Below are 13,818 nucleotides of genomic sequence, written 5' to 3'. Positions count from 1 at the left end.
GCCCCTCGCAGGGAGGGGCTGCCGCATCGGTGGTGAGGCCGAGGCGGCTAGGGAAGAAGCAGGGCCGGGTGCACGACGTCGATGATACCGACTTCGGTCGCGGAGCCGTGGACCGGAGACGGTGGCTGTGGGCCGAGCACGTGATGGCGATGCCCCGACGTCCGCAGCCTGCAGCGCGGGCCGCACGTCGGGACCGGACCTGGGACGGGGAATCCTCCCCTCCCCGGGTCCGGCCCCCTCGCCCGACCGAGAGAACTCCCCTCAGCGGTCCTGGTAGGCCACCACGACCGAGGGCCGCGGGAAGTCGTCGGAGTGCGGCCAGGTGCTGGCGGGATTCTCGAAGGTCGCGCCGTCCAGCTCGCCGGGATGCTGGACGGCGAAGAAGAGCGAGCGGTCGTCGTCGGCGAGCAGCGGGCCGCAGGCCTCGGCGCCGCGCGGCATGGTGACGAACTGCAGCACCTGTCCGCGCGCCGGCCCGGTCACCGGCACCCGGAAGATGCCGTCGTTGGAGCCGAGGACGTTGCCGTCGGTGGAGATCCACAGGTTGCCGGCACTGTCGAAGGAGACGTTGTCGGGGCAGCTGATCGGGCTGACCTTCGACTTGTCGAAGCCACCGAACCAGGTCTCGGCCGCAGCCGGGTCCCCGCAGACGAGCACCAGGTTCCAGGTGAACCCGGTGCTGGTGTGGTCGTTGCGGTTCTCGATCATCTCCAGCACGTAGCCGTTGCGGTTGCCGGTGGCCGCCGTCAGCGGCGCACCCAGAGCCGAGCGGACCATCGAGGTGGCGATGGGATTGGCCTCGTCGGTCGGGAGCGTGTCCTTGCCGCGGTTGGAGTTGTTGGTGAGCGCGGCGTAGATGCGCCCGTTGACCGGGTTGGGCTCGACGTCCTCGGGGCGGTCCATCTTCGTCGGGGCGACTTTGTCGGCGGCCAGACGCGTGAAGATCAGGACGTCGTTGACGCTCATGCCCTCGACGAAGGACCTCGTGTGGTTCGCGAGCGGGATCCAGGTACCGGTGCCGTCGTACTCACCGTCGGTGACGCCGTCGCCGGTGAGCTTGGCGACGTAGATCGTGCCCTTGGTCAGCAGCGTCATGTTGTGGCGCTTCGCGGCCGCGTTGCCCCGCGCATCGAACTTCTCGGCCGAGACGAACTTGTAGAGGTAGTCCCCACGCTCGTCGTCACCCATGTAGGCCACGGCGTGGCCGGTTCGACCGATGATGACGTTGGCGCCCTCGTGCTTGAACCGGCCCAGCATCGTGTGCTTCACCGGTGTCGACTTCGGGTCGTACGGGTCGATCTCGACGATCCAGCCGAATCGGTGCGGCTCGTGCGGGTCCTTCGCGAGGTCGAAGCGGGCGTCGACCTCGCTCCACCCCCTCCCCGAGCCCGTGATGCCGTAGCGGGCGTACTCGGCGGTGTAGCGCGCGTCGAGCCCGGCGCCCTTGTCGAAGTACTGGTTGAAGTTCTCCTCGCCGGAGAGGACCGTGCCCCACGGGGTGGTTCCGCCGGCGCAGTTGTTCAGGGTGCCGAGCACCCGGCGTCCGGTGGGGTCGGCCACGGTCTTGAGCCGGTCGTCTCCGGCAGCGGGACCGCTGAGGGCGAACGGCGTCTCGATGTGGACGCGACGATTCTCCTTGCAGGTCTTCAGGTCGTGGACCTGACGCGACGATCCGGGCACGATGCTGCGTTTGATGGTGACCACGGACATGCCGTGGTTGCTCATGGCGATGGCCTTGATCTGGGCGTCGGTGTAGACGCCGGCCGGGAACATCACGTTCTCGTCGGTGTACTCATGGTTGACGACGAGCAGAGCCCGGTCTCCGCGCAGCGGGAGGACGCCGACGTAGTCGCAGTTGTAGCCGAACTGCTGACGGGCGGCCTGGGGCGTCTGCTTCCACGCGTCGAAGGCGGGTGCGCCGGGGAGCACCCGGTCGCCCCATCGGATGACGACGGAGCTGCTGAAGCCGGCCGGCGTGACGACCGCGTCACGCTTGTTGGGCGCGACCGGGGCGAAGCCGGCGCGGGCCAGGGTGCCACCGCCTGCGGCGCCCGTCGCGCTCACCGCCGTCGCCGGGGCCGAGGCCGCAGCGGCCCGGGGACCCCACCCCAGCACGAGGGCTCCGGAGCCGAGGGCCGCGCCCGCGAGCACGCTCCGTCGCTGGACGACCTTGGCGATCTCGTCCTGCACGTGGCCGTGGCTGTGACGATTCGGCTCGGGGTGGTCGCAGGCGTTGCCGCACCGGAAGTAGCAGGTCATCCGGCTGCGGGAGCCGTGGCGAGTGCCCTCCCCGATCACGTCGAGCGGGATGAGCGGGCGGGGGCGGTCGGTCTGCTGGGACGTCGTCATGCTGCGGAACGTAGGGACGGCGGCAGGAGGCGTCGTTGCCGTCGGTTGAACGGCGAGCGAGCATCTGACGACGAGACGGCGCTGCCTCAGGCGGTCGTCTCCTGCTCGGGGCCGGTCGACGGATCGCCGCTCGCCGCCTCGCCGGCCTGGGCGGCTCCGCTCCCCTCCCCGACGGCGGCGAGCGCCTCCGCGAGGTCCTCGTGCACGCGGAAGACGAAGTTCAATCCGGTCACGGTGACCACGGTCCGCACTGTCGGGGCGACGGAGGCCAGGTGCAGCGCGCCGCCGAGACCGCGCAGGCGCTGGTGCGCACCGACGAGAGCACCCAGGCCGGCGGAGTCGATGAAGGAGACCGAACTCATGTCGACGACCTGGTGGATGCGCCCTTGCTCGCTCAGCTCCTGGAGGATCCGCCGGAGCAGGGGGAGCCCGGCGAGGTCGACCTCGCCGGCCAGGCGCACGATGGCGGCGTCCGCCGTCGTGTCGACCGGCTCGACGTCGACGGTGAGGAGCCGACGGCGGTCATGAGGAGAGTGCGACATCGCTGCCTCCGTACTGACGGGTGGACGGCGTCCACGTCCGGACGATCTCGCGGACCGAGCACAGCGGCTGGCGATACTGCACACGCAACTCCTCCAGGGCTCGTCGGCGCCGCGCCTCGTCGGTCGAGGCGATCGCCTCATCGGCCAGCGTGACGCGGAGGTCCCGGGCGTACGCATCCGACGCGGTCGCGTAGATGCAGGTCTCGGCCGAGACACCCGCGAGCACCACGCGACGCACGCCGGCCGTCGACAGCAGCTCGCCGAGGTCGGTGCCGTGGAACGCGCTGTTGCGTGCCTTCGGGACGAGCACCGCCCCCTCGAGGGCCAGTTCGGGCAGCGCCACGGCTCCGGGTGTCCCCCGCACGGCGCGCGGCTCGGAGTCCTCGCGCATGTCCATCGTCCACGTGCTCCCGTCGGGATGGTGCAGCGTGCGGACCTCGACGATGAGATGTCCAGCCGTCCGTGCCGATGCTGCGAGCGCGTTGACCGCCCGGACGACGCCCATCCGGTGCGGGGCCATCTGAGGATCGGCGAAGAACTCGGTCTGTAGATCGACCAGGACCAGCGCTTCGCGACCGACGTCGCCGTCGGGGGGTAGCGCACGAGTGGGAGCCATGCTGTTCAGTACCCCCTGCCGCGCCATCCATGCCGCGTGGCCCGAGATCGACCCGAAGGGGTGAGCATGACTCGACTCCCGCGGGGAACCGGATCCGCAGATGTGTCCACCACTCGGAGGTAGCCATGCCAGCCGGACGTGACCACGGCCCCAGCGTCAAGGACGACGAGACCTACGACGCATTACGCCGCGAGGGAGCCAGCAAGGAGAAGGCGGCGCGGATCGCCAACGCCTCGGCGAGTGAGGGCCGGTCCCGCGTCGGACGCCGCGGCGGGCGATCAGGCTCCTACGAGGACTGGACCGTCGACCAGCTGCGCCGACGCGCCCGCGAGCTTGAGATCGACGGCCGTTCCACGATGACCAAGGACGAACTCGTGGTCGCACTTCGCGATCACTGACGACCCCGACGCCCGGGGACCAGTGCCGCTCTGCGCAGTTTGACGGCGAGGCGGCACTGCGAACGAGCCGGCTGAGGGCTGAGGGGCCGCCACTTCTGGTCCGTCGACTAGCGGGTGAGCGCCACGATCACGAGAAGCGCGAGCACCATGACGATCAGGGCCACCACTCCCCCGAGCGCGATCGGTCGCTTGGACTCGTGGGGAGCCGGGTGCAACGGACTGTCGTCGCGGTTCATGTGTCCGGGTACCCGCAGGTCCAGCGCTTCACTCAACCGGTCCCTCGCTGGAAGAGACCGGATCTGCTGTTGAGCGCTTCCGCGTCGGGTACCGCGATGTATGGACACCACACCGGAGACACCGAACACCGACAATCCCGACCAGGACGCCGGCCCTCCGGGCAACGGCCTCCCGGACGGGGCAGACGACACAGGCCCTCACCCGGACCCTCCTCCGCCCGACGCGGAGCGCGACGCGGATGCAGGCGCCACTGACGAGCGCGGCAGTTCGGTCGACGAGCGCAGCGCCGAGTCCTTCCCGGGAAGCGACCCGCCGGCCACGTGGGCCGGCCCGGACCGGCCACCTCGCTGACCGTTCGGCTGGACACGACGCGGGTCCCGTCGACCCTCACATGCCGGCGGGACCCGCGGCGCCCCGAGCGGTGCGTAACCGAGGTGGCGCATCCATCCGGTGCCCCGCACGCGGCGGTTCACTCCTCACCCGATGGTGGGGGTCACGTCGGATCCCGCGGGTCAGCGGGCGTCGCGTTCTGATGAGCACCCGCGCCCGTCGTCGACGCAATACCGCCGAGATCGTGGTCGGTCTCGGCGGTCGAGGGTGCTCCGGGACCCACCCGGCTCGACGCGGCGGCCTGGTCCGCCTCCCGCACGATGCGGGCGGCGACGTCGCTCAGCGGCGTGTTCGTCGTGCTGCTGTAGCGCTGGAGCACGGTGAAGGCGCGGCCCACCGTGAGGCCGTGCCGTTCCATCAGGACCCCCTGCGCGACACCGATCTGATGGCGGCTTGTCAACGCCGTCTCCAGACCGGAGATGACCTTCGCCGCGTCGAGGGCGATCGCGGCGTGCGTCGTGTAGAGCAGGGCGAAGTCGACGCCGTCGCGACCCCACGCGTCCTGCTGGTGGGAGTAGAGCGTCATGGCTCCCGTCGCCTCACCGCCGACGCGGAGCGGCACGGCGATCACCGATCGTCCACCGAGTTCCGCGGCCTGGGGGCCCCACGACGTCCAGCGCGCGTCCTGCGCGACTCTGCCCGAGTGCTGGGGTTCGCCGGTCTCGATCGCGTCCAGGCTCGGCCCCTCGGCATGGACGAGTTGCCTCTCGTCCAGCTCCTCGCACAGAGACGAGGACGCCGCGCGGGTGCGCAACCTGCCTCGACGCGACTTCAACATCAGGCTCGCGTGGTCGCAGTTCTCCACGAGCTCGACCGCGAGTTCGCAGATCCGCACCGCGGTGACGGCCTCGTCACGCTCACCGGCCAACTGCAATGAGACCCGCGCCAGGACGCTGGCGAGATCATCGAGGGGCATGCACAACTCCCAGAACATCGGTGTCGTGCCCCGTCTGCTCCAGGACGGGGAACAGTGTTGCCTACTCTCCGTCGCACCCTGTCGCCGGGGTTGTCTCGGCCTGCCGCGTGCGAGAGGCTGGGCGCCGGTGTCCCGACCCCCACCATCGCGAGACCCGACGAGGGACGATGAGCAACGACAACCGCACCGACCTGGCGCGCTACTTCGCCCAGATCAGCGACGACCTCCATCGCGCCCGTGACGGAATGGCGACATCGGAGTTGGTGACCACGCGTGCCGTCGAGGTGGTGGAGGCCGCCGACCACTGCGGGCTGACCGTGCGAGGCAAGCGCAGCCTGCATCACTCCGAGGCAGCCAGCTCTCCGACCGCGCGACGCGCTGACGAGCTGCAGAGCGAACTCAACGACGGCCCCTGTATCGACGCCGCCTTCGAGCAGGAGGACTTCGTGATCTCGGACCTCCAGACCGAGAGTCGGTGGTCTTCCTGGACCCGCGGAGCACTCGACCTGGGCATCCGATCGGCGTACGCGGTCGCGATCCGAGGCGAGTCGGGCCCACTCGGCGCCATCAACTTCTACGCCGAGTCGCCTGGCGCGTTCGACGACCCGACCGAGCGAGCTCTGGCGAGCGTCTACGCCAGCCACGCCGGCGAGGCGCTACGTCGGTCCCAGGTCGTCACCGGCCTCCGGGCCGCCTTGGACTCGCGGCACGCCATCGGGATCGCCCAAGGGGTGCTCGCCACCACCTACGGCGTGGACTACGAGACGGCGTTCTCGATCCTGCATCGCTACTCCAACGACGCGAACATCAAGCTGCGCGACGTGGCACAGACGGTCCTCGACACCGGCTCGCTGCCCCCGCTCGAGGTCTCGGCGACCGCCGACTCCGACACGGCGTAGTCCGACCACGGAGGCACGCTGCGTGCGCGTCCGGGCCGACGGGTACCGGTCGCCATGACGACGTCCGACGACACCGCGTCCTTCCCTTCGCAGCAGCAGTCCCCGCCGGGGACGACCGCCGAGATGCGCCCTCAGCCCGATCACGGCGAGCAGAGCTACCGCGGGAACCAGCGACTCCGCGACCAGCGTGCACTCATCACCGGCGGCGACTCCGGCATCGGCCGCGCCGTGGCCATCGCCTACGCCCGCGAGGGCGCCGATGTCGCCTTCACCTACCTGCCCGAGGAGGCGGGGGACGCCGAGGTCACGGCGTCCTGGGGGGAGCAGGCCGGGCGGCGGGTGGCCGCGATCGAGGCAGACCTGCGGACCTCCGGCGCCTGTGACGGCGTCGTGGCAGCCGCGGTCGGCGAACTCGGTGGGATCGACGTGCTGGTCAACAACGCCGGCTACCAGATGGCCCGCGACACCTCCTTGGAGGAGCTCGACGACGAGCGACTGCAGCGCACCCTCGACACCAACCTCAGCGCGCTGTTCTGGCTGAGCCGCGCCGCGCTGCCCCACCTGCGCGAGCGACCGGGTTGCATCGTGAACTGCAGTTCGATCCAGGCCTTCGAGCCCTCGGAGACCTTGCTCGACTACGCCGCCACCAAGGCCGCGATCAACAATGTGACGGTCAACCTCGCCGCGATGCTGGGTGCGGACGGGATCCGGGTCAACGCGGTGGCCCCCGGCCCCATCTGGACGCCCCTGCAGCCGGCGACGCAGCCCGAGGAGAAGATCCGGCACTTCGGCGAGAACACCCCGCTCGGCCGCGCCGGGCAACCGAGCGAGGTCGCTCCCGCCTTCGTCTTCCTCGCCTCCCCCGCCGACGCTTCCTACGTCTCGGGCACCGTGCTCGGTGTCACCGGAGGACGCCCCGTGTTCTGAACGTCGTGCGCACGCCTCGGCTCTGTCAGGGCTTGAAGACCACCTTCACCATGCCGTCCTCCTTGTCGCGGAACGACGCGTAGGCCCCGGGCGCCTCCTCCAGCGGGAGCCGGTGGGTGGCGAACGACTCGGTGCCGAGATGGTCCTCGTCCTCGCTGAGCAGCGCGAGGATGTCGTCGCTCCAGCGACGCACGTTCGCCTGCCCCATCCGGAACTGCAGCTGCTTGTCGAACATCTGCATCAAGGGCAGGGGATCCATCGCCCCGCCGTAGACACCGCTGATGGAGACGGTGCCGCCTCGACGCACGCACTCGATGGACTGCAACAGCGCATCGAGCCGGTCGACGCCCACGCGTGTCATCAGGGCGGCGGCGGCGCGCTTGGGCAGGAGACCCAGCGCCTTCTGGGCCGCCTCGGTCATCGGCGATCCGTGTGCCTCCATGCCGACGGCGTCGACGACGGCGTCGGCGCCCCGCCCCGCGGTGCGCTCCCGCACCCATTCGGCCAGGTGCTCGCTGCCGACGTCGTCGAGGCTGACGGTCTCCGCGCCGCGGGCCGCGACGCGCTCCAGGCGCTCGGGAACCCGATCCACCACCAGCACGCGCAGGCCTCGGTGCAGCGCGATGCGGGCAGCCATGTCGCCGATCGGTCCGGCGCCCATCACCGCCAGCGTGCCGCCATCCGCGACGTCCGCGTACTCCACGGCCTGCCATGCGGTGGGCAGGACATCGGACAGGTAGAGGAACCTCTCGTCCGGAGGGCCCTCCGGCACGACGACCGGGAGGAAGTCGGCGAAGGGGACGCGCATCGCTTCGGCCTGGCCACCGGGTACCTGACCGTAGAGCTTGCTGTAGCCGAAGAGGCTCGCCCCTGTCCCGTGCTCGCGGTTCTGCGTGGTCTCGCACTGCGAGTGCAGTCCCTGGCCACACATCCAGCAGCTCCCGCAGCTGATGTTGAAGGGCACCACCACGCGGTCACCCGGGCGGAGTGTCGTGACGCCCGTGCCCACGGCCTCGACCACGCCCATCGGTTCGTGGCCCACGATGTCGCCGGACTCCATGAAGGGGGCCAGTGGATCGTAGAGATGCAGGTCCGAGCCGCACAGACCGGTGGAGGTGATCCTCACGATCGCGTCGGTCGGCTCCTCCAGTGCCGCGTCGGGCACGTCGATCACCCGCATGTCGGTGCGTCCGTGCCAGGTGACGGCCCTCATCGCGCAGCCCCTACCGCGTCGGCACGACGTCGATGGCCGCACCTCGATCCGTCGGGTGAGCCTTGACGTCCGACACCCGCGGAGCGCTCGAGAAAGGTGACCCTGTCGTCTCTCGTCGTATCCATCGTCGTCGGTACCCGATCGGTGCAGACAGATGCGGTGAGACTCAGTCTCCGCCGATCCCGCAGTGCCCGAGAGTGAGGAGACTCATGGCCGGGACGGCGCCTCGTCATGGTCGGGGATGCCATCCGGACCGGCCGGCCCCTCGTCCGGCCGTCGCTCCTGCGCCGGGCGCGTCGAGGCGCCCGGCTCGACCTCGCCCGGCGCCCCGGCGACTGCGTCGCCCGGCGAGATCGGCTCGCCCGGGGTGTGCTCGTCACCGGTGGACAGCTGTCCGTCGTGCTCGGTGCCCGCGTCGTCGGGGTCCGTCGTCCCCTCGGCGAGTCGTTCCCCGCCGTCGTGAGTGGTCGCCATCCCGTCCTCCTCCTCGGTCGCCTTCTGTCACGACCGGTGCCCCGCCCGCCGGGGGCGATGCACTCCCGGGTCTCGCCATGGCGATGAGACTCACTGGAATCTGTCTGCCGACGGCTGCACTAGACACCCGCCGGAGGTGGCGCTCGGCGACCTGGCGTGGTTTGGTCTAGATACCCCTTCTTGCTGGAGACCACGGCAAGGATCCCGTCGCACCTCTCGGAGACGGACCTTCATGCCTACTTTCTCGCGCTCCGTCGACGTGTCGCCGCTCACCGCGATCGTCGACCTGGACCATCCCACTCCCGCCGTAGGCCTCACGCGCGATGAGCGCTCGGCCCTGACCGATCAACTGCTGCGCCGCGCGGCCGACGTCCTGAACGAGGCCGAACGGGAACGACTGCTCGCCGAGGTCATCGAGATCAATCACCGCGTCGCCCGCGCCGTGGCGGCCCGGTATCGCGGTCGAGGTGTCGACCTGGAGGATCTGGAGCAGGCCGCCTGCGAAGGCCTCGTCAAGGCGGTGCAGCGTTTCGATCCCGAGAGCGGGCACGACCTGCTCTCGTATGCCGTGCCGACGATCCGCGGGGAGGTTCTGCGCTTCTTCCGGGACCGTTCGTGGAGCATCCGACCGCCGCGACGCATCCAGGAGATGCAGTGGCGGATCAACCAGAGCATCGACCACCTCAGCCTGGAGCTCGGCCGCGAGCCGACCCCCCAGGAGTTGTGCGAGCACCTGGACATCGACCGGAACGAGTACGCCGAGGTGGTGACCTCCTTCGGGTGCTTCACCCCGCCGTCGCTGGACCAACCGGTCGACGGCAACGAGCACAGCAGTCTCGGCGACGCGGTCGCCGACGCCCGCGACCCCCGCGAGGCGGCCGAGGCGCGTGTCGTGCTCGGGCCCGCTCTCACCGAGCTGAGTGAGCGGGACCGGACCGTGCTGTACCTCCGCTTCTACGAGGAGCGCACCCAGCAGCAGATCGGCGACCAGTTCGGGGTGCCGCAGATGCAGGTGTCACGGTGGTTGAGCCGGATCCTCCGCGATCTACGGGGTCAGATCGGCGACCTGCAGTCCGTGGACCCGGTTCCGGCCTGAGCCAGCGTCACGGCGTCACCCGTCTGAGAGAAAGTGCGGTGTAGCTCGGCCGACTCTGGGTACTCCTCGCACATGACTGCGGATTCCGAAGGACCGGACAGTGCCTCGACGTCGCGCGAATCCCGGGGCGCCGTTCTCGACGAGGAGTCGACGGCCTTCGGACCGCTCGAGATCGTCTTCGATACGCGCGTCCTACGCCCCCGCCCCTGGACCCAGTTGCAGTCTCGCTGGGCGGCCGAGATCAGCGCCAGTCTGCCCGCCGGACCGGCTCTGGAACTGTGTGCCGGGGCCGGACAGATCGGGCTTCTCTTCGCTCACCTCACCGGGCGGCCGCTCGTCGCCGTCGACCTGAACCCCGTGGCGTGCGAGTTTGCCACGCGCAACGCCGCAGCAGCCGGACTGGGCGACCGCGTCGATGTGAGGCACGCGGACATGGACGACGCGATCGCACCGGACGAGCGCTTCCCTCTCGTGATCGCCGACCCGCCCTGGGTCCGATCGGAGGACACCGCGACCTTCCCGGAGGACCCGCTTCTCGCCATCGACGGCGGAGACGACGGCCTGGCCATCGCGCGCCGCTCCCTGACGGTCGCCGATCGCCATCTGCAACTCGGGGGCGCCGTGGTCATCCAGGTCGGCGACCGGGGCCAACTCGCCTCGCTGGAGGGGCGACGCTGGCGCGTCGTGGCATACCGCCAGGGTGAGCGCGGCGTCATCGGCCACCTAGCGCGGGCCTGAGCCTCCCTGTGCGACTGCTGGTGCTCACCGCCCGCGGGGACCCGGCGTCCTGGCTAGGGCCTCTTGCCGGGCGGCAGCAGCTGGTGCGTGCCGTCGCACCACGGCAGGTCCGCCGACTTCAAGCAGCGGCAGACGGCGCTCACCGGCCGGGTGGTGCGGTGCCGGTTGCCCTCGGCGTCCTGGACGACGACGTCGCCACGCAGCAGCATCGGCCCACCTGGGCACAGCACGACGTCGGCGTGCGGCAGCGTGCCGGACTCGATGGAGGTCGCATCGCGCGGATCCGGGGGTGCCACCCTCAGCTGAGACGCCGACGACCCCGACGAACCGTCGTCGGGCGAGCGGCCGCTCATGCGGCTGCCTCCGCCCACGTCGCCAACCAGGTCTGGGCGAATCGCCGTTCCAGATCCATGCAGGTGAACGCACCGAAGAGGACGTCGTCGTACAGGGTCGGCTCCTCCTCCACCATCGCAGCGCAGATCGCGCGGACCGCGAGCTGGTCGTGCACCGCGTCCGCGGTGACGTGCTCGGTGTAGTAGCCGACGATCTCCTCGGGGAGGCCGAGACGACGAAGACCCTGCGCGATCCGGCGTGACGGGACCGAGCTGGTGGCCTCGAACGCCGCGAGATGGCCCGCGGCGGCGGCGCGCAGTCGCCGGTGGAGGCCGAAGAGGGAGACGGCGTTGTTCTGCTCGAGCACCTCGACCGGCGTCTCGTCGATGTAGGTGCCGTAGGTCGGATCGAGGCCGGAGGCCTGCAGCCCGCGCGCGAAGAGCTGGTGGTGCAGGCGATTGGGATCGCCCGCACCGTACTCGTCGTACTGGATCTCGGCGAGCGCGGCTTTGGGCCGCGCCGAGAGCCGCGGAAGCAGCCACGACACCGGGTCGGACTCCTTGAGGTGGTAGATCGACTTCACCCGGAGGAAGTCGCGCGCCTGTTCGACGTCCGCGTGAGACTGCAGGTGGCGCGCCACGGACGGACCGTCGAACGCCTCGACGAAGGCGAACAACGCGTCACCGACATCGCCGTCGCGTCCGTCATCGCCCGGGGCCGAGGCGGCGTCCCATCGTTCGCGGAGCCGGGCCTCGAGCCGTCTCTCGAGCATCCGACGCACACGCAGCACGTCGGCGTCCCACTCGAGGTCGTCATCGACGTCGTCGAAGCCGCGATAGGAGAGCTCGTGGAGGGCCCAGAGGGTGAGCGCCTCGTCGTCGTGAGTCGTCCCGGACGACGAGGGGCCGATCTCGCGGAGGGACGCGACGTCGTGGGTCAGGGCGTGGAAGACCGCGGAGCCGAGCGGGCCGCGGGACGTGGGGAGGCGCACGAGCGCGTGGTACCCACCGTGGGCGTGCCTATTTCCACCCCCAGGGGTGGGTGCCTGTCGGGATCGGCACGACATCACCGCTCTGGCCTTCCGACCACCCTCTCGGGCCGCATGAACCGCGCGCCTCCGGGCACCGCATCGCCATGCCCTTGACCGCGCTCTGGACCGATCTGCAACCCACCGACGCACCGACGTCCGGGTCGCATACGAACGACGCCACTCCGCCAACTGAGGTGGACGTCGTGGTCGTCGGCGCCGGTATCACCGGCCTCACGACGGCACTCCTCCTCGCGCGGTCCGGTCTGAGCGTGTGCGTCCTGGAGGCACGGGCGGTAGGTGCTGGAACGACGGGCCGCAGCACGGCCAAGGTGACGCTCCTGCAGGGCGCCCGGCTGACGTCGGTGTCGCGCGGACATCGGGAGTCCGTGGTCGGTCACTACGTCGAGGCCAACCGCGAGGGCCAAGCGTGGCTCGCGCGCTTCTGCGCCGACCACGGCGTCGCAGTCGAGACGCGCGACGCGGTCAGCTATGCGACCTCGAGTCGGGGCGAGGCCCTGGTGAAGCACGAGCGGAAACTCGCTCGTCGCCATGGACTGGACGTCATGACCCGCGGCGAGATCGACGTTCCGTTCCCCGTGCGCGGTGCCATCTCTCTCGCCGACCAGTTCCAGGTGGATCCTCTCGCCGTGTGTCGCGCACTGGCGGACGAGGCACGCTCGCACGGCGCGGTCGTCGTCGAGAGCGCTCGCGTACGACAGGTGCTCGGCCGAGACCCCGTCGAGGTGCGAAGCAGCGCGGGCACCGTGCATGCACGGACGGTGGTCGTCGCGACCGGGATGCCGATGGTGGATCGAGGCGGATTCTTCGTCCGCATGTCGGCGCAGCGCTCCTACACGGTCGCGCTGCGACTGCCTCGCGATCCGTGCGAGGAGATGCTCCTCTCGGTCGACAGCCCGACCAGGTCGTTGCGTGACGCGCCCGACCCGGCTTCGGGCTCGGAGACCGGCCGCCTCCTCCTCGTCGGCGGGGCCGGGCCCCGGCCCGGGCGGGGCTCCTCGCCGCGATCCCATCTCGATCAGCTGCGTGAGTGGGCCGCGACCTGGTACCCCGACGGCGTGGAGACCCATGCCTGGTCGGCGCAGGACTACACCACCGCCCACGGGCTGCCTGTCGTCGGCCCTGTGCTCCCCGGCGCTGAGCATCTCCTGGTAGCAGGCGGCTTCGCCAAGTGGGGGATGACCAACGGCGTCGCCGCGGGCCTGGCCCTGACCGCACGGATCTGCGGTGGCCGGATGGACTGGGCCGAGGCCTTCGAGCCGTGGTCGGTCCACGAGATCCCCGGTTCGCTCCAGACCGCCGCTCTCAACGTCGACGTCGGCCTGCGGATGGCGTCGGGATGGATGCGCCCGATCATCGACCGGAGCGACGCGACCACCGGAGACGTGCGCTACGAGGGGGTGGGCGCACCGGTGGCGGTGGCTCCCGACGACGGCGGGTGCCGACGCCGGGTGTCCGGCGTCTGCCCCCATCTGGGCGGTGTGGTCACATGGAACGACGCCGAGGACTCCTGGGACTGCCCGCTGCACGGCTCGCGCTTCGACGCCGACGGCGCGGTGCTGGACGGACCCGCCGCGCAGGCGCTCGCCCAGCGCTAGTCGGCGGCCGGGCGGCTCCGAGTCGTGTCGAGAGAGGACGCCCG

15 protein-coding genes are annotated in these 13,818 nt (G+C 70.6%); 6 read left to right on the top strand and 9 right to left on the bottom strand.

All coding sequences use genetic code 11. The annotated features are described in order from the left end of the window. Positions 1 to 261 precede the first annotated feature (261 nt). The 3 genes from KSO97_RS00985 to KSO97_RS00975 form a co-directional block, all read right to left on the bottom strand. On the bottom strand, positions 262 to 2,349 hold the full coding sequence (locus KSO97_RS00985) for a PhoX family phosphatase (RefSeq protein ID WP_232675926.1): 2,088 nt from the start codon (positions 2,347 to 2,349) through the stop codon (positions 262 to 264). Positions 2,350 to 2,435: 86 nt separating this feature from the next. Further along, entirely contained in the window at positions 2,436 to 2,891 is a 456-nt protein-coding gene (locus KSO97_RS00980; protein WP_232675925.1) for an STAS domain-containing protein, read from the bottom strand. Further along, positions 2,872 to 3,507, bottom strand: coding sequence for a cysteine hydrolase family protein (locus KSO97_RS00975; RefSeq protein WP_232675924.1), 636 nt, complete (start codon positions 3,505 to 3,507; stop codon positions 2,872 to 2,874). Before KSO97_RS00975 ends, KSO97_RS00980 begins: the two co-directional genes overlap by 20 nt. A gap of 125 nt (positions 3,508 to 3,632) precedes the next feature. Between KSO97_RS00975 and KSO97_RS00970 the strand changes: the two genes are divergently transcribed. Next, entirely contained in the window at positions 3,633 to 3,905 is a 273-nt protein-coding gene (locus KSO97_RS00970) for a Rho termination factor N-terminal domain-containing protein (protein ID WP_232675923.1), read from the top strand. 107 nt (positions 3,906 to 4,012) lie between these two features. Here KSO97_RS00970 and KSO97_RS00965 read toward each other — a convergent pair whose 3' ends face one another. Continuing rightward, positions 4,013 to 4,177, bottom strand: a complete 165-nt coding sequence (locus KSO97_RS00965) for a hypothetical protein (protein WP_232675922.1) — start codon at positions 4,175 to 4,177, stop codon at positions 4,013 to 4,015. A gap of 458 nt (positions 4,178 to 4,635) precedes the next feature. Beyond that, positions 4,636 to 5,448: a GAF and ANTAR domain-containing protein gene (locus KSO97_RS00960; RefSeq protein ID WP_232675921.1), complete on the bottom strand. Its 813-nt coding sequence runs from the start codon at positions 5,446 to 5,448 to the stop codon at positions 4,636 to 4,638. A gap of 167 nt (positions 5,449 to 5,615) precedes the next feature. Here KSO97_RS00960 and KSO97_RS00955 point away from each other — a divergent pair, with 167 nt between their 5' ends. Continuing rightward, complete coding sequence (locus tag KSO97_RS00955; protein ID WP_232675920.1) at positions 5,616 to 6,347, top strand: GAF and ANTAR domain-containing protein; 732 nt, start codon at positions 5,616 to 5,618, stop codon at positions 6,345 to 6,347. A 54-nt stretch (positions 6,348 to 6,401) separates the two neighbouring features. Beyond that, entirely contained in the window at positions 6,402 to 7,274 is an 873-nt protein-coding gene (locus KSO97_RS00950; RefSeq protein WP_232675919.1) for an SDR family oxidoreductase, read from the top strand. A gap of 25 nt (positions 7,275 to 7,299) precedes the next feature. On the opposite strand, the gene KSO97_RS00945 is transcribed toward KSO97_RS00950, so the two are convergent. Beyond that, complete coding sequence (locus tag KSO97_RS00945) at positions 7,300 to 8,487, bottom strand: zinc-dependent alcohol dehydrogenase (RefSeq protein WP_232675918.1); 1,188 nt, start codon at positions 8,485 to 8,487, stop codon at positions 7,300 to 7,302. A gap of 207 nt (positions 8,488 to 8,694) precedes the next feature. Further along, complete coding sequence (locus KSO97_RS00940; protein ID WP_232675916.1) at positions 8,695 to 8,961, bottom strand: hypothetical protein; 267 nt, start codon at positions 8,959 to 8,961, stop codon at positions 8,695 to 8,697. 232 nt (positions 8,962 to 9,193) lie between these two features. Here KSO97_RS00940 and KSO97_RS00935 point away from each other — a divergent pair, with 232 nt between their 5' ends. Next, entirely contained in the window at positions 9,194 to 10,057 is an 864-nt protein-coding gene (locus tag KSO97_RS00935; protein WP_232675914.1) for a sigma-70 family RNA polymerase sigma factor, read from the top strand. Between the two features lie 72 nt (positions 10,058 to 10,129). Next, a complete protein-coding gene (locus tag KSO97_RS00930) occupies positions 10,130 to 10,795 on the top strand; it encodes a methyltransferase domain-containing protein (protein ID WP_232675913.1) in 666 nt (221 codons plus the stop codon). 53 nt (positions 10,796 to 10,848) lie between these two features. Here the strand turns inward: KSO97_RS00930 and KSO97_RS00925 are convergent, their stop codons facing one another. Both KSO97_RS00925 and KSO97_RS00920 read right to left on the bottom strand, forming a co-directional pair. Next, a complete protein-coding gene (locus KSO97_RS00925) occupies positions 10,849 to 11,148 on the bottom strand; it encodes a CDGSH iron-sulfur domain-containing protein (RefSeq protein ID WP_232675912.1) in 300 nt (99 codons plus the stop codon). Beyond that, positions 11,145 to 12,119, bottom strand: coding sequence for an iron-containing redox enzyme family protein (locus KSO97_RS00920; protein ID WP_232675911.1), 975 nt, complete (start codon positions 12,117 to 12,119; stop codon positions 11,145 to 11,147). Before KSO97_RS00920 ends, KSO97_RS00925 begins: the two co-directional genes overlap by 4 nt. A gap of 143 nt (positions 12,120 to 12,262) precedes the next feature. Between KSO97_RS00920 and KSO97_RS00915 the strand changes: the two genes are divergently transcribed. After that, positions 12,263 to 13,774 carry an FAD-dependent oxidoreductase gene (locus KSO97_RS00915; RefSeq protein WP_269781777.1) on the top strand — a complete coding sequence of 504 codons (1,512 nt, stop codon included), beginning with the start codon at positions 12,263 to 12,265 and terminating at the stop codon, positions 13,772 to 13,774. Positions 13,775 to 13,818 lie beyond the last annotated feature (44 nt).

The sequence above is a fragment of the Nocardioides sp. R-C-SC26 genome, assembly GCF_021246465.1.
Lineage (GTDB): Bacteria > Actinomycetota > Actinomycetes > Propionibacteriales > Nocardioidaceae > Nocardioides.
The sequence above is the reverse complement of the archived record's forward strand: the minus strand, read 5'-3'. Positions and strand labels throughout refer to the sequence as shown.

Excerpts from the sequence above, each read along its gene's own strand:
- KSO97_RS00985 (WP_232675926.1), bottom strand. The coding sequence starts at position 2,349 with ATGACGACGTCCCAGCAGACCGACCGCCCCCGCCCGCTCATCCCGCTC.
- KSO97_RS00980 (WP_232675925.1), bottom strand. The coding sequence starts at position 2,891 with ATGTCGCACTCTCCTCATGACCGCCGTCGGCTCCTCACCGTCGACGTC.
- KSO97_RS00975 (WP_232675924.1), bottom strand. The coding sequence starts at position 3,507 with ATGGCTCCCACTCGTGCGCTACCCCCCGACGGCGACGTCGGTCGCGAA.
- KSO97_RS00970 (WP_232675923.1), top strand. The coding sequence starts at position 3,633 with ATGCCAGCCGGACGTGACCACGGCCCCAGCGTCAAGGACGACGAGACC.
- KSO97_RS00960 (WP_232675921.1), bottom strand. The coding sequence starts at position 5,448 with ATGCCCCTCGATGATCTCGCCAGCGTCCTGGCGCGGGTCTCATTGCAG.
- KSO97_RS00955 (WP_232675920.1), top strand. The coding sequence starts at position 5,616 with ATGAGCAACGACAACCGCACCGACCTGGCGCGCTACTTCGCCCAGATC.
- KSO97_RS00950 (WP_232675919.1), top strand. The coding sequence starts at position 6,402 with ATGACGACGTCCGACGACACCGCGTCCTTCCCTTCGCAGCAGCAGTCC.
- KSO97_RS00945 (WP_232675918.1), bottom strand. The coding sequence starts at position 8,487 with ATGAGGGCCGTCACCTGGCACGGACGCACCGACATGCGGGTGATCGAC.
- KSO97_RS00940 (WP_232675916.1), bottom strand. The coding sequence starts at position 8,961 with ATGGCGACCACTCACGACGGCGGGGAACGACTCGCCGAGGGGACGACG.
- KSO97_RS00935 (WP_232675914.1), top strand. The coding sequence starts at position 9,194 with ATGCCTACTTTCTCGCGCTCCGTCGACGTGTCGCCGCTCACCGCGATC.
- KSO97_RS00930 (WP_232675913.1), top strand. The coding sequence starts at position 10,130 with ATGACTGCGGATTCCGAAGGACCGGACAGTGCCTCGACGTCGCGCGAA.
- KSO97_RS00925 (WP_232675912.1), bottom strand. The coding sequence starts at position 11,148 with ATGAGCGGCCGCTCGCCCGACGACGGTTCGTCGGGGTCGTCGGCGTCT.
- KSO97_RS00915 (WP_269781777.1), top strand. The coding sequence starts at position 12,263 with ATGCCCTTGACCGCGCTCTGGACCGATCTGCAACCCACCGACGCACCG.